This is a genomic window from uncultured Gimesia sp. (assembly GCF_963972345.1).
GTDB lineage: Bacteria > Planctomycetota > Planctomycetia > Planctomycetales > Planctomycetaceae > Gimesia.
Genome location: NZ_CAXAVM010000132.1, coordinates 1 through 20,093, shown reverse-complemented (window position 1 = coordinate 20,093; position 20,093 = coordinate 1). Strand labels below are relative to the sequence as shown.

Genomic DNA, 20,093 nt, shown 5'->3' with positions numbered 1-20,093 from the left:
CGACAGTGGCGAACATCAGACCGATCATCAAAGCGAGGGCTCCTTTGAGCCGGGAACCAGTAGAGACGATGGCAGCACAGCTTAAGCCCAGCACATACAGCCAGAAGTATTCATAGGTTGTAAATTCAAATGCGATCTTTGCCAGTTGCGGAGCAGCGAGGATCAGCACGAATGCACCGAACAGCCCGCCGGCGACACTGAAGACAAGCGAGACTCCTAAAGACGTTTCATGCAGTCCGCGGCGGGTCAGCGAGTAAGCATCGTCAGTATACGCGGCTGAAGAGGGAGTCCCCGGTATCCGGACCAGCGTCGTCGGGATATCGCCGGCAAAAATACTGCAGGCCTCCAGGGTCACAATCGCGGCGATGGCGGAGAGATTATCAAGGTAAAAGGTGAGTGGTATCAGCAATGCAACCGCCATGGTCGCCGTCAGTCCCGGAATCGAGCCCACGAACAGACCATAAACGGCTGAGAGAAAAATCACCAGCAGGACCTCGGGTGAGACGATATTCTGTAACGCGGTGATGAATGTCGATTCCATGTTGATTCTTCAAGTTGCGAGGCGAATGTCAGATTCAGAACAAAGTCGAGTCGAGGCGCTACCAGCCGAACACACCCCGTGGCAGGGGAACTCTCAGGAGCTGGGCAAACAGGGTATAGATTCCCGGGATGAATAATATCGTAATCAATGCACTGACCCACCAGCGTGTGCCAAATTTCCAGAGCAGCAGAAACAGCACAACTCCCGCTGTCAGAATAAAACCCAGTTCTTCCGCAAACAGCAGGTAGGAAACAATCCCGATCAGAACGAGTATCGTATTCATAATGCCCTGACGGGTGACCGCATCGCCGGTCACTTCGGGAGCGAGGGCCTGGACTTTTTTCTGCACCGCCAGACAGCCCAGAATCACGCACATGGCCAACGCAATCAATCCGGGAAAGACCAATGGTCCGGTATCCCGCGTGGACATCTGAGCGAAAGCATCACTGGTTAACAGTTTTCCCAGCGTTTCGTCATTCGATTTCAGAAACGTTGCGAATTCCTCATTAGCCCGATAACGGGTACTCAGGCCTGCCTCCCGCATGGCTTCCGGAAATGACTTGCCATTGAGTCTGACGTCACCATCCGTAATTTTTCTGACGGCAGCTGAGACTTTCGCCACGATCGGTTCCGGTGTATCTGCAGGTAAGGCAAGACCGTTCCAGCCTGAGATGTTCCAGTCCATCCCCTGCGAACGGAAAGTGGGGACTTCCGGAAATTCTGCCAGCGGTTCTTCCGCCATCACGCCCAGACAACGGACCTGCCCCGACTCATACAGCGTCTTGGCTTCAGGCAGGCTGCAGCAGACCAGATCTACGCCGCCACTGGCCAGTTCCTGCAGAGAGGGGCCCGCACCATTCATGGGGATCCACTTGATGTCTTCGGCATTGAGCCCGCTGAAGTCGAGCCAGCCTGCCAGGGCCAGATGCCAGATACCCCCGCTGGCAGTACCGGTAGCAGTCAGTTTGCCGGGATGCGATTTGACATAGTTCAGCAGTTCCTGCATGTTCTGAAACGGAGAATCTTTTTTAACAAAGACGGCAGCGGCGCCATCGACGAGTGAAACAATCGGAATGGCATCCTGATGTGTGAGTTTTGTCAGATTCTGCCAGTGCAGCATATTGAGTTCGCCGGTGATGACAGCCAGCGTATAGCCGTCGGGGCGGGCATTCAGACCGCGACTGTGCCCCGTGACCCCGCGACCGCCTGTTGCATTGATGACGTTGACAGGAACACCGAGTTCCTGCTCAAGATAGACACCCAGTTGACGCGACGTGCGATCCGTCGCACCGCCAACCGACCAGGGACAGATAATGGTGATCGGTCGATCCGGATAATTTTCGACGGTACTCGCAGTACAGCCGCTCAACAGGAAGAGACAGAGTAGAAGAAGTTTCCACCGGACACTAACAGTAATCATCGCGCGCTGATTCATCAGTTCAGTACCAGAAAGGATTTGAGATCATTTTTTTAGAGAGGAAACCTGCCTGAACAGCAGATTGCTTTCCCTAGGATGCAGAGCGGAATAAAGCCTGTCAACAACCAGCAAACCGGCAGTGTCCAGTTTCATTAAGTTCGCATGAAATACTTAAGAACCAAAAATATTGAAACTCACTCCCTGTCTGGTGAGTAGAATACAGACTGGCAGCGAGGTGTGTTATAATATAGCCTGATTTACAGGAGATCCTCCGCAGACTGATCTTGCAAAACGGTCTCTGGGGAGGTTACGCTATAGGATAGAGTTTCCTGCCACTAAATACCTGCCTCGGTCTGAACGTGTGCCATCGACGCGCTCACAGCTTTCGATTTTAAGCCACTCGGAAGAATTCAACCTGAGTCCCCCGCCCGAAGGTTTTTTATAAATGCGAATGATTGAATTTATTTCCCGGCGCTCAAAATATCAGACTCTGAAGAGTGTCTGTATGACAGCCTGCAGTCTGAGCCTGCTACTCTGTTTCGCTGAAGCAAAAGCAGAACCGCTGAGCCTGGAGAAATCTGAAAAGCAGTTTCAGTCACAGGTGAAACAGTTCATTACCAAATACTGTCTGGACTGTCACACTGGTGAAGAAGCCGAAGCTGGTCTGGCGCTGGAAAAATATAAATCTCGTGACAGCATTCTGGAACAACGGGAAGCGTGGGAGAAAATCGTCAAGCGAATTCAGATTCAGTCCATGCCCCCTAAAGATGCTGGTACTCTGCCAACTGACAAGGAGCGGGAAGACGTTCTGGCCTGGTTCGACGATGCTTTATATGGAGTAGACTGTTCGGGCGACATTAACCCGGGACGCGTCACCGTTCGTCGTTTGAACCGCAGCGAGTACAACAACACCATTCGTGACCTGGTTGGCGTTGATTTTAATCCGGCGGAAAACTTCCCCTCGGATGATGTCGGCTATGGCTTCGATAACATTGGCGATGTCCTGACGCTGCCACCTCTGTTGATGGAAAAATACCTGGATGCCGCGGAAGAGATCTCGGAGAAAGCTATTTTTGCAAACACTCCGGACAGCTACCCCTGGCAGAAAATCACCCAGAAGGACTATGACAAAGAAGGCGCTGTCACCATCAGAAAAAGTGGTGCTGGCTTTCACTCCCGTGGTACTCTGGCCGGCAGAATTCAACTCAAGCAGGATGGAATGTATGACTTCCAGATCGTCGCCGGTTCCACTCCCGCCGGAAACGAACCAGCAAAAATGGAAGTCAAACTGGACGGAAAACTGCTGAAAACATTCGAAGTGAAAGAGGACCGGAACTCACCCGGCACTTTCACCATGCCGCAGGCAGTTCGGCTGCCGAAAGGCAAACATATCCTGACGATTTCATTCCTGAATGACTTTTACGATCCGAAGGGTCCCCCCAATAAACGGGATCGGAACCTGTATGTGAATGAGGGCGCTTTCAAAGGTCCCCTGGGACAACTGCCTGCCGACCTGCCTGCTTCCCATCATAAAATCATTACCTGTACTCCCGGCAGCGGTCGCTCAGTCCATTATTGTGCAGAGAAGATTATCCGCGAGTTCGCCACTCAGGCATTCCGTCGTCCCGTCAGCCGGGAAGAAGTCGCTCGGGTTGTCGATCTGGTCGAAGCACGCGTGAAGTCGGGGAGTACGTTCGAGCAGGGAATTCAGGTTGGCGTTCAGGCGATCCTGGTTTCGCCTCACTTCCTGTTTCGCATTGAAGGTCTGCAAGATCCTACTAATAAACGTGACGAACAGACCATCGCTCAATACGAGATTGCTTCCCGGCTCTCTTACTTCCTGTGGAGCAGCATGCCCGACCAGACTCTGTTCGACTTGGCAGCCCAGGGACGACTGCACGACCAACGTACCCTGCAGGTGCAGGTCAAACGCATGCTGGAAGATCCCAGGTCAGAGGCGTTTGTCAAAAACTTTGCCGGCCAGTGGCTGAATCTACGAAACCTGGATGACCTGACACCTGATCCACGAAAATTCCGCGTTTTCAATTCCCAGCTGAAAGCAGACATGCGTCGTGAAACGGAAGAGTTCTTCAGCTATATCATGAAAGAAGACCGGAGTGTGATTGAATTCATCAACGCCGATTACACTTTCATGAATGAGAATCTGGCGAAGTTTTACGGAAACGACAAAATCAAAGGGGAAGAATTCCAGAAAGTCAGCCTCGATAAATCGAAGCGGGCCGGCCTGATCACCCAGGCCAGCATTCTGACATTAACCTCCAATCCGGGACGGACTTCACCTGTCAAACGGGGAAAATGGATTATGGATAACATTCTGGGCACCCCTCCTCCGGCACCACCGCCAAACGTGCCAGAGCTGGAAGAAGCGGCAGGCGCGAAACCGAATGCCACGTTACGCGAACAACTGGCGCTGCATCGAAAAATTGCCGGTTGTGCAGCCTGTCACGATCAAATGGATCCCTTGGGACTGGGTTTCGAAAATTTCGACGCCATTGGTCGCTGGAGAGATAAAGAAGGAAAGCATAAAATCGATTCTTCTGGTCAATTACCCAGTGGTCAGAGTTTCAAGAGTCCCGTAGAATTAATAGGGATTCTGGAAGAGCAGAAACAGGGGTTTTGCCGATCCTTAGCAGAGAAGATGCTGACTTACGCCATTGGTCGTGGTGTGGAATACTATGACAAGTGTGCGCTGGACGAAATCACCAACAACTTTACTACCAGAGGTTATCGCTTTTCGGCGCTCGTCACCGAAATTGTTACAAGCGATCCCTTCCTGAAACGTCAACGAGGTTCTCACAATGACTAATCTCCTGAAACGCCGAACTTTTCTGCAGGGTCTTGGAACAACAATGGCTCTGCCATTGCTGGACATCATGCAACCCCAGCTGAATCTGGCAGCTGCTGCACCAGCTGCCGCGAAAGCTCCCGTCAGGACGGCCTTCATTTTCTTTCCGAACGGGGTGATTGGTCCTTCATGGTATCCTGAATCCACAGGTCAGAATTATGAGATGCCCAAAACATTGAAGACCTTGGAAAGCCTGAAATCCGATATCAATGTGATTTCGGGATTAGCCCAGATCAATGCGCGTGCGCTCGGCGATGGCGCCGGAGATCATGCCCGTTGTGCTTCCGTGTACCTCACCAGTGCGCATCCGACAAAAACCAGTGGTGCGGACATCAAAGCCGGTATCTCCGTCGACCAGGTTGCCGCACAGCAGGTCGGCCATCTGACTCGACTGCCTTCTCTGGAACTGGGTATGACGCGCGGTCGTAATGCAGGGCAATGCGACTCCGGTTACAGCTGTGCTTATTCTTCCAATATTTCCTGGCGGACACCTTCTACTCCCACTGCAAAAGAAATCGTTCCCAAACTGGCATTTGAACGGTTGTTTGGCGGTGGAGCTGAACGGGAAAAACAACGTGCCCGCCATATGAAAGATCGCCAGAGCATTCTGGACCTGGTCAAACAGGATGCCGATCAGTTGAAGAAACAACTGGGACGAAACGACAAGCGTAAGATCGACGAGTATTTCACCAGCGTGCGGGAAATCGAGCAGCGGATCGAGCGCAGTACCCATCAGGAAAAAATCAAACCGCCGGAAATGCAGCTCCCGGAAGGCATTCCCAGCGAGTTCCAGGAGCACATCCGCCTGATGTACGACCTGCTGATTCTGGCTTTCCAGACCGATACCACCCGCATCGCCACATTTATGGTAGGCAATGCGGGAAGTAACCAGACCTTCCCCATGGTGGGTGTCAATTCGGGACACCATGAACTGTCACACCATCGCAATGATGAAAAGAAGATGGCTGATATTCAAAAAATTGATGAGTATCTGACCTCGCAGTTTGCCTACTTCCTGAAACGCCTTAAAGAGACACCGGAAGGAAACAGTAACCTGCTGGATAACTCGATGATCTGTTATGGCAGCGCCATCAGTGATGGTAACCGCCACAGCCATCATGACCTGCCCATCATTCTGGCCGGTAAAGGTGGTGGTACAATCAAGACCGGTTTCCATCATCAGGTCAAGACAGAAACCCCCTTGAGTAACCTGTTCGTCTCCATGCTGGATCGAGTGGGAGCCCCGGTTACCTCCTTTGGCGACAGTACAGGCCGCCTGACTGTCATCGACTCCTGAGACACGGCGCACACTCGATATATAACATGAATCAGGCTGCTGACCGCTTATGGTGAGCAGCCTGTTTGCATTTGAGATTCATATAGACACAGTTTTGCATCTGACCTACCATGCCCGGCAATCAGCGTCCGCTTTATTGAACTCCCCTCTCCCGAACGTGCGCCCGGTATGGAAACCTCCCTGCATCGTCAATTGAAATCTTATTATGCACCTAATGCAGAGTGTGAAGAAATCACGCTGGGTGCATATCGTATTGATGCCATTGATGGTGACCGACTGATTGAGATTCAGCATGGCTCGCTGGGGGCGATTCGCGACAAGGTCCGCTGCCTGCTGGTAGATTACGATGTGCATGTCGTCAAACCGATTGCGATCCGGAAATATCTGATCAAGCGGCAAAAGAAGAATGGAGATACCATTTCCGCCCGCTTCAGTCCCCGCCGCGGCTCGGTCTTTGATCTGTTTGAAGACATGGTGCATTTTACCAACGTGTTCCCCCATCCACGACTGACACTGGAAGTCGCATTGACGATTCAGGAAGAACACCGGATTGCAAGAAAGCCCCGCCGCTGGAAGGGGAAAGATTATCGCGTGACAGATCGAGTCCTGCGGTCAGTCGAGGAACAGATTATGCTCAACACAGCGACAGATCTGCTGGAGTTAATCCCGGGGAAGCTCCCTGCTCCTTTTCAGACGAAAGATCTGGCTAAAGCAGCGGGTATCCCGCGCTGGCTGGCACAGAAGATGGCATATTGCCTGCGTAATACGGGCGCGATCAAACTGGTAGGAAAAGAGAAAAACGCGTTGCTGTATGAAATCGACGCGGAGAATCAGGCGGCTGCCTGAGAAAAAGGGAAACTCCCGAAATAGAAAATTGTGAGCTTCAATCACAATAAATTTGACTACCAACCAACTTACTCATAATCCGTACAGAGCCATCAAGTCCTAGGCTGCCGCTGACACTTACTGGCCATTATTCTCGGCAGTCAAAACAACCCAAGTCGCCATCCGTATTGGCACAAGCGGTGATTTCGGGAGTTTCCTCATTTAATTTTACAACGTTCCGAAACAGTGACTGTTTCAATCCAGACCTGTCTGGTCACCGCAATGTAAATACACACTGCCCCCGGATATCGTTGATCGACGATCGGATATCAGCAGGAAGAATCATTTCGTTGCGAAGAGTGGTTTTAACATCGCAGATGGTATTGATGCAGCCCTCTGATAAGAGAGACAGATCTTGCCACGATGTCTATTCAGGTTGTGACTGGAAACAGTCCAAGTCGGAATGGCAAAAGTTAAATTTAAAAACGCGCTGTGATATTGAAGTCAAACTTCCTGACTCACATGGATTCGAGTTCGAATCACTTCAACACACCAGAGCTATTTCTCAGATTAACTTTTCTACCCAGAGAGTCAACATAGATGCGAGGAAAAAGAGTACGAAAAATAAATTCGTTTTTTTCAGCGGTGATAACTTACCGAACATTGACATTCACGTTGAAAATGCAGTCGGGAAACCAGGGAATTCATCATCCGTTTTTCAGTTCAAAAACGGATAAGTCTACCACATCAACTACAGCACTCCCTTGGACGAAGGGACTCCCTGCTGACGCGGATCAATCGTCACGGCCTGCCGGAGAGCCCGTGCCGTTCCCTTGAACAGCCCTTCTGAAATGTGGTGACTGTTACCGCCATGATGCAGAACCTGATGCAGATTCAACAAACCGTTCGAGGCAAAAGCCTGCCAGAATTCCCGTACGAGTTCGGTGTCGAACTGGCCAATTTTTTCTGTGGGAAATGTCACATCAAACACAAACCAGGAACGACCGCTTAAGTCGAGTGCAGTCGTGACCAGTGTCTCTTCCATGGGAAGTGTGATGGAACCATAGCGGGTGATTCCTTTTTTATCACCTACTGCTTCACAAAGAGTTTTCCCGAGACAGATGCCTACATCTTCCACGGTATGGTGATAGTCGACATCCAGATCCCCGTTGGCTTTGACGGTTAAATCAAACAGTGCATGGCGGGCCAGCAGTGTCAGCATGTGATCAAAAAAACCGACGCCGGTCTGAATCTCCGACTGGCCAGTGCCATCCAGTTCCAGAGTCAATTCAATCTGCGTTTCTGCGGTATCACGTTTAATCGATGCTTTGCGGCTCATTTGAGAGAACTCGTATAATAAAGGTCAACTTGTTGATTTTTATAATCTTACAGCCCGGATCGGGTTTCTCAAAAATGCTTTACCGCGGCAGACCGACTTGGCTTCAATTCGCTTTGGTGTTGTCGGCCTGAATTGTATAACCGTTTCAATCGCGCGTGTGAGATTGTCAAACTTTGCACGATGTAACAGTGATTCAGCCAATCTCCTGCAGTGCATTCAGAACCGCCTGGATCTCATCATCGGTCCCCACGGTGATCCTCAAACCATCCAGCACGCCGTCAGTCAGGCCAAACTTCATATAGCGTACGAGGATCTTGCGACGTTTTAAATCCTGATAGCGACGTTCATGCTCTTGATCCGGATGAGTACACCAGACAAAATTTGTCTGGCTGTCTACCGTTTGGAATCCCAGTTGATTCAGTTCTGAAATCAACCGTGCCCGGGTCGCCTGGATTTTTTTCGTATTGGCCTGCATCCACGCCTGGTCCTTGAGTGCAGCCAGCGCTGCTGCCAGCGAGAGAGTATTGCAGTTGTAGCTGTCTTTGACTTTCTGCATCCCCTGAATCAGTTCCGGGTGCGCGACAGCAAAGCCAAACCGAATGCCAGCCAGGCTGTAAGACTTACTCAACGTACGCGTCACGATAATTCGTTCGCCGGCTTTCGAGTTAAGCAATTCACCTTTATGCGGCTGATCACAAAAATCGCCATAAGCTTCATCAAGTACCAGCACACCCTGAGCGGGAACCAGGGAAAGAATATCGTCATCGGACCAGCGGTTTCCGGAGGGCGCATTCGGGTTCGGCACAAACAGAATTTTACTCTTCGCTGTAACTTCCTGCGCGTGCGAAGTGGGCCAGCTCCAGTCTGGATTAAGCTGTATTTTCTGGAAGCGGGCTCCCTGAATTTCCGCCAGCGTTTCGTAGAGCGTATAGCTCGGATACGGGGCAGACACCAGATCGCCGGCATCCGCAAACGTCCTCATCAGAATCGTCAGAACTTCATCACTGCCATTACCGGGCAGGATCCAGTCAGGATCCACCTGAAAGAGTTCCGCGGCCACTTTCCGGAATTCCGTAGCCAGCGGATCGGGATAGATATTCAAGCGACCTGCCAGGGCTCGTTCCACTGCCTCTTTGACAAGCGGTGAAGGGGGATAGGGGTTTTCATTCGTATTCAGTTTGACCCAGCCAGACTCCTGTGGCTGCTCACCGGGTGTATAACCGGTCATTTGCTGAACCTGGGGACGAAACAGACTCATGATGATACTAATCTCAATTCATATTTCTTAAGAGGTGAGATGCTCTGATCGTGCTGCCACAATCAGGAGCAGACCTGAATATAGACAACATTGCTCAGACAAGAGTTCTCATAAAAATTAAAGAAGTCTCAGAAAGCTGGCTTATCTTACATCCAGTTCACACATTAAACAGGAAATGGCAGATATCGCCATCTTTCATGATGTACTCTTTGCCTTCCACGCGAAGCTTACCCGCTTCCCGGATTGCTTTTTCCGTATGATACTGTTCCAGGTCGGAGACTGAAAAGATTTCCGCACGGATAAAACCCCGCTCAAAATCTGTATGAATCACTCCCGCAGCCTGAGGTCCGGTAGCGCCGATCGGAATTGTCCAGGCACGGATTTCAATCTTCCCGGCGGTGAAGTAACTCTGCAGTCCCAGTGTATGGTAGGCGGCCCGGGCGACGACAGCCAGCGCCGGTTCTTCCAGGCCGACACTCTCCAGCATTTCTTTCTGGTCTGCTTCGTCCAACTCGGCAATTTCCGCTTCCAGCCGACCACAGACCACAACGACTTCGCCCCCCTCTTCAGCAGCACGTTCCCGGACACGCTGTACCAGTTCGCCTTCACCTTGAATGTCGTCCTCATCCACATTCGCCAGATAAAGAACGGGCTTGGCTGTCAGGAACTGGTAACCTTTGAATATCTTCTGTTGATCCGGATTATCAAAAGTGAGACCCCGTAATGGCTTTTCTTCTGCCAGGCGGGCGGCACAGACTTCGAGCACGGCCAGACGCGACTTGGCTTCCGCATTTCCCGAACGGGCCGTTTTGGCTGCCTTTTGCTTGGCCGATTCGACCATCTGCATATCAGCCAGCATCAATTCGATATCAATCGTTTCAATATCGCTGATCGGGTCGACTTTTCCCTCGACATGGATCACATCGCCGTTTTCAAAGCAGCGTACCACATGCAGGATGGCATCCACATTGCGAATGTGAGACAGGAATTTGTTGCCAAGCCCTTCCCCTTCCGAGGCACCCCGCACGATCCCCGCAATATCCACCAGCCTTAAAATGGCAGGAATCACTTTATCGGTGGGGATATACTGATGAATCATTTCCAGCCGCGGATCTGGCACATTGACAATTCCCACATTGGGCTCAATCGTACAGAAGGGATAGTTTTCACTTGCGATTCCCGCAGCAGTTAACGCATTAAACAACGTGGATTTACCTACATTCGGCAGGCCAACAATTCCGGCTTCCATGGTTCTTTTCAGTAATTAAATAATGTTGAAATATTTTATTCCGGCGGCAGATCGGCACTTTGATTTCAAGATTAACCCCGGATTCTGGCACATCATAGCGAAGTCCTGAATCAAAAGGAATTGACCGGTCAGGAGGTTCTTGACCTCTCTCTTTTCAGATTCTGCTGAAATCAGGTTGATGACAACCAACAGAGTCGCTGTTGCAACAGTATAAATCTAAGACAAGTTAAAATATTACTACCTTTCCCTGAGCGGGGTAGTTAAACTGGACAATGAATATAAGTACAAAAATCGATTTATATCTGTACTGACTTTTGAGCAATAAACACTTTGATGAGTAGGCTATGCGACCAATTCTGCACCTGTTGACCTGCATCCTGATCTTATTGGTCAGCCTGGAGGATTGCCCGGCAGACACTCCTGAACCTGGAAAACCCAATATCATTCTGGTCATCACTGATGACCAGGGCTACGGGGATATTGCCGCCCACGGCAATCAGATGATCCATACTCCAAATCTGGATCAATTATATCAGAAGAGTCTGCGGCTGACGAATTTTCACGTCGATCCCACCTGCGCCCCGACACGCTCTGCCTTGATGACCGGACGCTATTCGACGCGGACCGGTGTCTGGCATACGATCATGGGCCGTTCGCTGATGGACACGAATGAAGTCACGCTGGCAGAGATCTTCAAAAGTAATGGCTACCGCACAGGACTCTTCGGCAAATGGCATCTGGGAGATAATTATCCACTGCGCCCCCAGGATCAGGGTTTCGAAACAGTCGTCCAGCATGGCGGTGGAGGGGTCGGTCAAACCCCCGATGACTGGCAGAATGATTATTTCAGCGACACCTATCTGCGCAATGGAAAGCCGGAAAAGTTTCAGGGATATTGCACTGACATCTGGTTTGATGAAGCTTTGAAATTTATCGAAGCAGACAAGACGAAACCTTTTTTTGCATACCTTTCTACCAATGCACCTCATAGTCCTTATCTGGTCGATCCCAAATACAGTGATCCGTATGAAGATAAAGGGGTCCCGGAAAAAATGGCGGCCTTTTATGGCATGATCACCAATATCGATGAAAATATGGGACGACTGCTGCACTACCTGAAAGTGTCTGGTCTGGAAAAAAACACTATTCTGATCTTCATGACTGACAACGGCACCGCTGCAGGGCTGCAACGACCCAACCCCAAAAATCTGAGTAAAAAACAGCAACGACGTCTTTCCAAAGGAAAACCAATCACATTGGAAACCTGGCCCGGTTATAATGCCGGCATGCGGGGAACAAAAGGTTCGGAATATGATGGTGGTCACCGCGTCCCCTGTTACATTCACTGGCCCGGGGGTGGACTGACTGGGGGGAAGAATATCAACCAGTTAACAGCCCACATCGACATCCTTCCTACTCTGGCTGAGCTGTGTGATTTGACGATTTCCAGCGAACTCAAACTGGACGGTACCAGTCTGGTTCCGATATTAAACGGTAATAAAGACGCTTTACGGAACCGAACCCTGATCGTACATTCTCAGCGCATCGAAACGCCTGAGAAATGGCGGAAGTCATCCGTCATGGCCGAACGCTGGAGGCTGGTAAATGAAAAAGAACTCTATGACATTCAGAATGATCCAGGACAGACCAAAAATGTCGCCGCCGAATATGCGGGAGTCGTTAAATACCTGTCTGCAGAATATGAAAAATGGTGGAGCGGCCTGACTCCTGTCTTCAATCGTTATGTTGCCATCGGGATCGGATCCCGTTTTGAAAACCCTTCACATCTCACCTGCCACGACTGGCACGCTCCGATTGAGCAGGTTCCCTGGAATCATCAGTTGATTGCTAAAAATCCCGTTGCAAACGGATTCTGGATTGTGGATGTCACTGAGCCTGGTACATATGAAATCACATTACGCTGTCGCCCGGAATCTGCACATCATCCTTTAAAACAGGGGACTGCCAGAATTCAGATTGGTGAATTGAAACAGGAACAGGCTGTCGCTGAAGGAGATCTGTCAACAACTTTCCAAGTCGACCTGATGCGAGGACAGAAAAAACTGCAGACCTGGCTGGACGAAGGGAATGGAGTCTCTCGTGGCGCCTTCTTTGTGGAGATATTCCGAAAGGACTAAAACGGCACTTCCTCTTTAAGCGCGCACACTTACCCTGACTGTGCCTGCGCAATGCCGGTACGTGCCTGAATGCGATCCGTCTCAATCAACTGTTGCAGACGTCGCTGATTTTCTTCCAGTTGATCCCGTGAATTTTCCTGATGCCAGATATGAAATACAGCTGCCGCAAAACGGGCATCTTTATGGTAAATCCCATTTCTGATCAATCGCAGCACCAGATCGGAATCTTCCATTCCCCAGCCAGTGTAATCTTCATCAAATCCGTTTACCGCCAGCAAATCCTGTTTCCATACGGACAGGTTGCAGGTTTTTGCGCCTTCCCATTTTTTTGCCAGTCGATGCCGATACCACGCTCCAGTTGGAATTCGGAATAAGGGTGATAGTCGATTAATCTGCCTGCGACGACGCGCATGAATCCAGTCACTCCAAGTCCAACTGGAAACGGGGACTTTTTGCTGGAGTACATCCCGGGAAAAGTATTCAGATAACAGGACTCGATTCCCTGACAGAAACCAGCCGGTTTCAGCAAGCCGTAAATGGGCTTTTAAAAACCCGGGAGTGGGAATGCAATCCCCATCGGTAAAAACGAGATAATCTGAGTCCGAAGCCTGAATTGCCCGGTTGCGAATGGCGCCCGCACGAAACCCTTGATCGGCGTGCCAGACATGTTTGACCGGAAATGGTGCCTGGTTGCGAAAACGGTCAATCACTTCGCGCGTCTCGTCAGTCGATCCATCATCGGCAATGATCAATTCATCTGGCGGATGGAGTTGCGATAAATAACCGGCGAGCACTGCTTCCAGAGCAGCGGGCCAGTTATAGGTCGTAATGATGACTGCAATTCGCGGCATGAACTGATCAAAGTTCCTTCTGATTCTCTTTATTGATCACCATGAGTTTCAGATAGCGGTAATAGGTTCCCTCGGCATTCGAAATGGCGAGCATAAAACCTTCTTTTCCATCCAGAAACCCGGCACGGAGAAAATAAGTGCGAATAAACGTCCACACGCCATGGGTAACAGCCTTACAGAGCCCTGCCTGCTGTTTTTCCTCTGCCAGCATTTTCGCACTGGCGGTTGAATAGCAATTCATCGTATTGAGGATCTGCTCCAGAGTCAGTAACGATTCATGAATGATTGGCTCGCGGAGTTTTCCGGTTTTGCCATTAACAACAATTCGCTCATGTACCAGATCATCACTGAAGCTGGCTTTTCCCCGCCGAAAGAGACGCACTACCCGATCTGGCCACCAGCCACTGTGTTTCATATACCGTCCACAGTAATTCGACCGCCGCGGCATGGTATAGGCGTCAAAGCGGACAGGCATTTGAATAATGCGCTTGATCTCAGTTTGCAGATCGTAAGAGATTCGTTCATCTGCATCGATGGAAAGCACCCAGTCTTTGGTGGCATATTCCAGGGCACGATTTTTCTGGGGCCCGAATCCTGGCCAGTCCGTTTCATACACCTTGTCCGTATATTCGCGGCAGATTGCAACCGTCTGATCGGTGCTGCCGGAATCCAGAACGATGATTTCGTCTGCCCAGGCAACCGATGCAAGACATTCACGGATGGAGGATTCTTCGTTTTTAACAATAACGATAATCGATAACGACATAAAGCTGACTTTAAATACTACTTACGAACGGGACACGTTTCACAGGAGCGTTGAACAATATTCAAGATTGTCAACCGCGCGCGTTCCTGATAAAAGAAGGTACCTGAATGACACAGGTTATTATGATCTATTGACTTGTTTCCTGAAAGATTGCCGAGAGTTTGGCAGGAAATTACTGTCTCGAAAAGAGCAATCACCAAAATCATGAAAAGCCGCGTTGAAATTGTCTGATTCCCATCCTCAAGCACGTCCCTGTTTCCAACTGTTCGATCACAGTACCCCTTATACGATAATTCGCTGCCTCAAAGAAGAAGACTTTCGTTCCGTATGGCTGTTGGAGGTACCCGGACGGGGACTGACAACTCTCAAACGCTGGCCGGTAACCTGGCAACTCCGCTGGAAATCGTTTTTCAAACAGTCCCAACCCGACCGTCAACTTTCAGGTGCATGGAAGTTGCTCAAAGCTGGTGTCAATACGCCACAACCGGCGACACCCGTTTACCGGGCAGGTGACTTCTATCAACTGGAATTGCCTTTTATTGAGGGTTCAACTGCCTGCGACCTGCTGAAATCTACGCGTCCCGAATCTCACAACCTGCACTATGAACTTGCACGGGAACTGGGAAAGATCGTCAGACGCTTGGCGGAGGCGGGACTACGCCATCGTGATCTGAAACTGGAAAATGTCGTGGTGAAAGGGAACAGCCAGGATGCTGAACCCCATTCGCTCTGGCTGATTGATCCTGTAGGAATTCGCAGGAGTCGCTCGGTCTCGGATTCGCTGGTCTGCATGCTGGATCGTCTGGCGATTCAACCGTTGAACGAAGGACTGACGGTTCCCCTCTCGCTTCAGGTCATTTGTATACGGTCGGCTTTGGGAGAGCTCAGAGGCAATAAACGCCGCCATTTCTTTCAAATGTTAAGAAAAAGTCTGCACAAGTCCAAAAGGCCATTCCCGGCAGGTTGATTGACCTTGCCCTGATTGGCGAAAAATCTTAAAAGCACGGGTCGTAAACCTTCCAGCCCCATCCTGCTGTCTTTGCATGTAAGACACCTATTTTTCAGGTCTGACATGAATCAATCTCCTCAAAATCCACTGTTTTTCAAATCCCCCCTGGTCGAAGAATCATCCGGTGTGATCTGGCTCAAACGTGCCTTGATTTTATGGGCCGTACTGTGGATTGCCGTGAGCGTAAAATTCGTGGTACAACCGGAAAATAAATCGGTTTACCCCTGCTTTGCAGACTCATCGATCAACTGGTGGGCAGACCGAAATCTATACGACAACGAAGTTTATAAAACAGGTTTTCGCTACAGTCCCACCTTTGCCCTCGCATTTTCGCCCTTTGCGATCCTGCCTGCCACTCTGGGCGGCATTCTCTGGACGGCTTTGAATATTTCGCTGCTGGTACTCGCCTTACGGTTACTTGTAAAGGAGATCTTTCCCGGAAACTGGTCCCGGTTTCAGGAAGCCTGTTTCCTGATCCTCAGCCTGGCAGGCTGCACACGAGCGATCTGGTCTGCGCAGAGTAATTCCCTGGTCTTCGCACTGGCGGTATTCGCTGTCGTTTCTCTGAAAAAGGAACGCTGGTGGATTGCTGCCTTCCTGCTCGCTGCTGCCGTTCACATTAAGCTCTGGCCCGCTGCCCTGGCTTTGTTGTTGATGGCGAGATTTCCCTGGCAACTTTCCACGCGTTTTGCTGCAGCATGCGCGCTGCTGATACTTCCCCCCTTTTTAACACGCCCCCTGCCGGTGGTGCTGGAACAGTACCAGAACTGGTATGGCTTGTTGACAGGCCCTTATCGTACTCTCAGGCAGGGTGGTCTACGCGATGCCTACACCATTGCAGAGCAATTCGGAACCTATGTCGATGATCGTATTTATACGCTGCTGCAGCTTGGCATGGCTGGTCTGGCCCTGCTCTGGTGCCTCAGGCTGGCGAAAATATCAGGGTCGATGCAAACCTATTTCACAGGTGTCCTCACGACCTGGGTCTGCTGGCAGTTACTGGTAGGACCAGGTACAGAACGACTGACATTTCTCCTGGCTGCTCCACTCGCCAGTTGGGCATTGATTGTCAGTTTCAGGGAACAATGCCACCGTATTTTGGCAGTGATCGCCTGGTTGATGCTGATTCCTCTGGGAACGGGGGGCGTCGAACGTTTGTTGTTGCCCATCGCTGCCTGGTCACCTGCGATTCTGCCGTTAGGGATCATCCCCTTGATGGTCTGGCAGATCGTCTATGTGGAAAGTCGCGCCAGATCGAGTGAGATGCACGTCTGCGAGCCAGAAGGTTCGCTGGATGGTGAGAAAACATACCGGGCCGCTTGAACCGGGGTCAGGCTGCTGTTCGCTGTTGTTGATCCAGCAGAGACATTACAGCCTGGAAGACCTGTTCTGCCCCGAGCTCTTTCATACAGCGATGATGGCTCAGCGGGCAAACCCGCTGTTGACAGGGACCACAGTCCAGATCAAGCTGCACAGGCAGGCTGTGATCATAAAACGTTTCGCTCCACATCTGATGCGTGGGACCAAATATTGTCACTGCTGGCACCTGGAACGGAGCGGCAAAGTGCCTGGGGCCTGAATCAGTAGTCACCAGTAACTCGGCTTGTTGAATGGCAGCTTTCGTGAGTCCCAGATGCAGCGGTTCACCTGCCAGTGACGTGACGAACGGGTGAGCAGCCTGCTCTACAATCTGGATCGCCTCTTCTTTTTCGGCAGGCCCACAAACGACTAAGACAGACCGTCTCAGTTCGGTAGCAATCTGTTGAGCCAGTGCGGCAAAATGAGCGGTGGGCCAGTGCTTGGCAGCTCCAAAGGCACCGCCGGGGTTCAGGCAGATCAGTGGTCGATTTTTGAAATCAGCAGACTGTTTGCTCCAGAATGAATTCCAGCGATGACGATCCTGTTCTGTCACCGCGAGTTCCATGGAACGCGATAATTTTGTTGCAGGAGAATTATTTGTATGATCTTCCCCCAGAACATGTGCGGCTATTTTCAAATATTCATCAATCGCCGGATGCGGTGTCCGTCGATCTCCGGCAGGAAGTGAGTCGGTCAGTAACCAGCGCCGATAGTCACGATTGATTCCCACCCGCCTGGGAATACCAGCCAGAAATGCCAGGCTGGCACTGCGAAACGAATTAGGAAACAGAACCGCCAGATCAAAGTGTTCGCTTCTGAGTTGCCGTAGAAATCGCAGCTGAGAAGTCAGACTTTCGCCACTTTTCCATGAAAGGGACCGATCAACCAGAGTCAGACCATCAAGCACATCCGCCACGTAAGGTCTTTGAAGGGAGACAATTTCTGCTGCCGAAAACTCCTGTCGAATCGCCCGCAGCGCAGGAGTCGCCATCACGGCGTCTCCAATCCAGTTCGGTAAAAAGACTGCAATTTTCATCCGGCTTTTCGTTTCGGAAGTTCAATGGGGAAGTTACTGGGAGCCGAAATGCTTACGCTTTCCTGACTGCTGCGAATGATTCCCAGTACGTGTGTGGTGGAAATTCCGGGAGTAATTCCCAGCGCTTTCACTTCACCGCCATAAGATTCGACAATTTCCCACCCGACGATCTCTTCCTTTTGATAAGTCCCCCCTTTCACCAGCAGGTCTGGCTTCAGAACGCTAATGAGTTCACAAGGAGTCGACTCACCGAAGATGACGACGTAATCGATGCCTTCCAGCGCTGCCAGCATCGAGGCACGATGATCCTGCCCAAAGATGGGACGGTCCGGTCCTTTATTAAGAGCGCGGACACTGTCATCACTGTTGACGGCGACAATCAGACAATCCCCTTCCGCCGCTGCCTGTTCGAGGTAAGTAACATGCCCCACATGCATCACATCAAAACAACCGTTGGTCAAAACTACTTTCTGTCCCAGCTTTTGACGGGCCATCACATGCCTCTGCAATTCTTCCAGCGGCAACACTTTTTCGCTGGTCACCCGAGATCCCATCAGGAGATCTGCCAGCATTTCTTCGCGGCTGATAGTGACGACGCCAATCTGCTCCACTTCGAGACCGCCGGCCACATTTGCCAGACGTGCCAGATCATCAGGGGCAATCCCGGCAGCACAGCCGACACCAATTGTAGCCAGCACCATATCTCCGGCACCTGTAATGTCATAGACTTCACGCTTACGCGTCGGCAGCAGTTCACTGGCACCATCGGCCTGCGTTAAGGCAATACCATCACTGTCCAAAGTGACAAAAACAAATTCGAGATTCAATTCCAGGCATAATTGCCTGCCCGCCTGAAATGCATCTTCCTTGTTTTTTACATCAAAGCCCACAGCACGTGATGTTTCAAGTCGGTTCGGCGTGATAGCTGTTGCGTCAGAATACATCTGGTAATTCTGACCAGGACAAGGATCGACAATCACGGGGACATTCGCTGTCCGGGCCGCTTTGATGATGGTTGCTAAAACTTCTGGAGTGCAGACGCCCTTGGCATAATCACTGACCAGAATCGCCTGATGTTCTGAAATTAGTGGCAGAATCGCATTAAGCAATGTTTCTGAAGTTGCCTGGTCGAGGGGTGTGTTCACTTCACGATCGACTCGCAGAATCTGGTGTGGATGCCTCTGCTGAGCACGTCCCATGAAACGCTGTTTCACGGTAGTCGGACGACTCGGATCAGCAATGACTGCTGAGCAGTTTACGCCACACTTTTCGAGTGCTTCCCTGATCACGACCCCATCCAGATCGATGCCCGTGACACCCGCCATGGTTACTTCCGCTTCCAGTCCAATCAGCATATTGGCGACATTTGCCGCACCGCCCAGTCGAACCTCCTGAGTATCTTCACGCAAGAGGATGACAGGAGCTTCCTGACTGATGCGTTCCGCGTTTCCCCAGGTATAGCGGTCCAGTATCAGATCGCCTAGAACCAGAATTTTAGGATGGCCTAATTTTTGAATGGTGTTGATTAAATGATATGACATAAATACAGGCGTTTCAGATAATGATTTAAGTCCGGATCTGTAAATGCAATTTGCTGCCACTACAGGCTGCGGCATCATCATCAGAACCCTGATTTGAGTCAATGCCGATTTTGTAAAACTGGGGCATCTACCAGTTCTGGGACCAAAGAATAATTAAACGCGGGAACCAGAAATTTAATACTCGGATTTTCTTTCTCAGGTTTGACTTACCAGAGACGGGTCCTATTTGCCAAACTGCAGTTCCAGCAACATATCTTTGACCGCTGTCATCGGAATTTCATCACGCTCAATCGCTTTGGATGAGCAGATAAATACAGGGGCTTCTGCGTTTTCTTTTCCAGGCGTTGGTAAGCGACCATGACTGCCTTTAACAAGAGAGGCATCAAGACTGGTCAGATCCATGTAGTAACGAAAGCCCAGAAATTTTCGGGCCAGCCGACGTGCGATTCGCAGCTTGGGGAACCTGATGGTGGGGTCAACAAACAATTCGACCGGGTCGTAGCCGGGCTTACGGTGAATATCGACCGTGCGGGCATAATCCGGAGCCAGCGAGTCATCCAGCCAGAAGTAATAGGTAAACCAAGAATCCTTATCAGCTATC

The 20,093-nt window shown here is 50.6% G+C and carries 15 protein-coding genes and 1 pseudogene; 6 read left to right on the top strand and 10 right to left on the bottom strand.

Annotated features, from left to right (window positions below):
- Both AACZ40_RS19710 and AACZ40_RS19705 read right to left on the bottom strand, forming a co-directional pair.
- On the bottom strand, positions 1–541 hold a 541-nt coding region (locus AACZ40_RS19710), incomplete at its 3' end, for a tripartite tricarboxylate transporter permease (RefSeq protein WP_339675545.1).
- Positions 542–599: 58 nt separating this feature from the next.
- Positions 600–1,976, bottom strand: coding sequence for a tripartite tricarboxylate transporter substrate-binding protein (locus tag AACZ40_RS19705; protein ID WP_291166659.1), 1,377 nt, complete (start codon positions 1,974–1,976; stop codon positions 600–602).
- 427 nt (positions 1,977–2,403) lie between these two features.
- On the opposite strand from AACZ40_RS19705, the gene AACZ40_RS19700 reads away from it, so the two are divergent.
- The 3 genes from AACZ40_RS19700 (at position 2,404) to AACZ40_RS19690 (ending at position 6,967) form a co-directional block, all read left to right on the top strand.
- Positions 2,404–4,785, top strand: a complete 2,382-nt coding sequence (locus tag AACZ40_RS19700) for a DUF1592 domain-containing protein (RefSeq protein WP_339675541.1) — start codon at positions 2,404–2,406, stop codon at positions 4,783–4,785.
- Positions 4,778–6,121: a DUF1552 domain-containing protein gene (locus AACZ40_RS19695; RefSeq protein ID WP_291166655.1), complete on the top strand. Its 1,344-nt coding sequence runs from the start codon at positions 4,778–4,780 to the stop codon at positions 6,119–6,121. The genes AACZ40_RS19700 and AACZ40_RS19695 overlap by 8 nt, the downstream gene beginning before the upstream one ends.
- Before the next feature lie 168 nt (positions 6,122–6,289).
- Positions 6,290–6,967 (top strand): hypothetical protein, encoded by a 678-nt coding sequence (locus tag AACZ40_RS19690; RefSeq protein WP_291166653.1) that lies wholly within the window; start codon positions 6,290–6,292, stop codon positions 6,965–6,967.
- A 730-nt stretch (positions 6,968–7,697) separates the two neighbouring features.
- Here AACZ40_RS19690 and hisB read toward each other — a convergent pair.
- From hisB to ychF, 3 genes are all read right to left on the bottom strand, one after another.
- Entirely contained in the window at positions 7,698–8,285 is a 588-nt protein-coding gene (hisB, locus tag AACZ40_RS19685) for an imidazoleglycerol-phosphate dehydratase HisB (RefSeq protein WP_291166652.1), read from the bottom strand.
- A gap of 193 nt (positions 8,286–8,478) precedes the next feature.
- Positions 8,479–9,543 (bottom strand): histidinol-phosphate transaminase, encoded by a 1,065-nt coding sequence (hisC, locus tag AACZ40_RS19680; RefSeq protein ID WP_291166650.1) that lies wholly within the window; start codon positions 9,541–9,543, stop codon positions 8,479–8,481.
- Between the two features lie 157 nt (positions 9,544–9,700).
- Positions 9,701–10,792 (bottom strand): redox-regulated ATPase YchF, encoded by a 1,092-nt coding sequence (ychF, locus tag AACZ40_RS19675; RefSeq protein ID WP_291166648.1) that lies wholly within the window; start codon positions 10,790–10,792, stop codon positions 9,701–9,703.
- Between the two features lie 344 nt (positions 10,793–11,136).
- On the opposite strand from ychF, the gene AACZ40_RS19670 reads away from it, so the two are divergent.
- The gene (locus AACZ40_RS19670; protein ID WP_291166646.1) at positions 11,137–12,930 is read left to right on the top strand and encodes an arylsulfatase; all 1,794 of its coding nucleotides are present in this window, start codon (positions 11,137–11,139) and stop codon (positions 12,928–12,930) included.
- Positions 12,931–12,959: 29 nt separating this feature from the next.
- On the opposite strand, the gene AACZ40_RS19665 is transcribed toward AACZ40_RS19670, so the two are convergent.
- A complete protein-coding gene (locus AACZ40_RS19665; RefSeq protein ID WP_291166644.1) occupies positions 12,960–13,781 on the bottom strand; it encodes a glycosyltransferase family 2 protein in 822 nt (273 codons plus the stop codon).
- Positions 13,782–13,788: 7 nt separating this feature from the next.
- On the bottom strand, positions 13,789–14,547 hold the full coding sequence (locus AACZ40_RS19660) for a glycosyltransferase family 2 protein (protein ID WP_291166643.1): 759 nt from the start codon (positions 14,545–14,547) through the stop codon (positions 13,789–13,791).
- Between the two features lie 223 nt (positions 14,548–14,770).
- Here AACZ40_RS19660 and AACZ40_RS19655 point away from each other — a divergent pair, with 223 nt between their 5' ends.
- Positions 14,771–15,514, top strand: a complete 744-nt coding sequence (locus AACZ40_RS19655; RefSeq protein ID WP_339675534.1) for a lipopolysaccharide kinase InaA family protein — start codon at positions 14,771–14,773, stop codon at positions 15,512–15,514.
- Between the two features lie 105 nt (positions 15,515–15,619).
- Positions 15,620–16,879 (top strand): glycosyltransferase family 87 protein, encoded by a 1,260-nt coding sequence (locus tag AACZ40_RS19650; protein ID WP_291166639.1) that lies wholly within the window; start codon positions 15,620–15,622, stop codon positions 16,877–16,879.
- 7 nt (positions 16,880–16,886) lie between these two features.
- Here AACZ40_RS19650 and waaF read toward each other — a convergent pair whose 3' ends face one another.
- The 3 genes and pseudogenes from waaF to AACZ40_RS19635 form a co-directional block, all read right to left on the bottom strand.
- Positions 16,887–17,951 carry a lipopolysaccharide heptosyltransferase II gene (waaF, locus tag AACZ40_RS19645; RefSeq protein ID WP_291166638.1) on the bottom strand — a complete coding sequence of 355 codons (1,065 nt, stop codon included), beginning with the start codon at positions 17,949–17,951 and terminating at the stop codon, positions 16,887–16,889.
- Positions 17,948–19,492 (bottom strand): bifunctional heptose 7-phosphate kinase/heptose 1-phosphate adenyltransferase, encoded by a 1,545-nt coding sequence (locus tag AACZ40_RS19640; RefSeq protein ID WP_291166636.1) that lies wholly within the window; start codon positions 19,490–19,492, stop codon positions 17,948–17,950. Before AACZ40_RS19640 ends, waaF begins: the two co-directional genes overlap by 4 nt.
- A gap of 222 nt (positions 19,493–19,714) precedes the next feature.
- Positions 19,715–20,093: pseudogene (locus AACZ40_RS19635) on the bottom strand (alkaline phosphatase family protein); the annotation flags it as partial.

Bases quoted from the DNA above. Each gene is read 5' to 3' on its own strand.
- AACZ40_RS19705 (WP_291166659.1), bottom strand. From the start codon at position 1,976: ATGAATCAGCGCGCGATGATTACTGTTAGTGTCCGGTGGAAACTTCTT.
- AACZ40_RS19700 (WP_339675541.1), top strand. From the start codon at position 2,404: ATGCGAATGATTGAATTTATTTCCCGGCGCTCAAAATATCAGACTCTG.
- AACZ40_RS19695 (WP_291166655.1), top strand. From the start codon at position 4,778: ATGACTAATCTCCTGAAACGCCGAACTTTTCTGCAGGGTCTTGGAACA.
- AACZ40_RS19690 (WP_291166653.1), top strand. From the start codon at position 6,290: ATGGAAACCTCCCTGCATCGTCAATTGAAATCTTATTATGCACCTAAT.
- hisB (WP_291166652.1), bottom strand. From the start codon at position 8,285: ATGAGCCGCAAAGCATCGATTAAACGTGATACCGCAGAAACGCAGATT.
- hisC (WP_291166650.1), bottom strand. From the start codon at position 9,543: ATGAGTCTGTTTCGTCCCCAGGTTCAGCAAATGACCGGTTATACACCC.
- ychF (WP_291166648.1), bottom strand. From the start codon at position 10,792: ATGGAAGCCGGAATTGTTGGCCTGCCGAATGTAGGTAAATCCACGTTG.
- AACZ40_RS19670 (WP_291166646.1), top strand. From the start codon at position 11,137: ATGCGACCAATTCTGCACCTGTTGACCTGCATCCTGATCTTATTGGTC.
- AACZ40_RS19665 (WP_291166644.1), bottom strand. From the start codon at position 13,781: ATGCCGCGAATTGCAGTCATCATTACGACCTATAACTGGCCCGCTGCT.
- AACZ40_RS19660 (WP_291166643.1), bottom strand. From the start codon at position 14,547: ATGTCGTTATCGATTATCGTTATTGTTAAAAACGAAGAATCCTCCATC.
- AACZ40_RS19650 (WP_291166639.1), top strand. From the start codon at position 15,620: ATGAATCAATCTCCTCAAAATCCACTGTTTTTCAAATCCCCCCTGGTC.
- waaF (WP_291166638.1), bottom strand. From the start codon at position 17,951: ATGAAAATTGCAGTCTTTTTACCGAACTGGATTGGAGACGCCGTGATG.
- AACZ40_RS19640 (WP_291166636.1), bottom strand. From the start codon at position 19,492: ATGTCATATCATTTAATCAACACCATTCAAAAATTAGGCCATCCTAAA.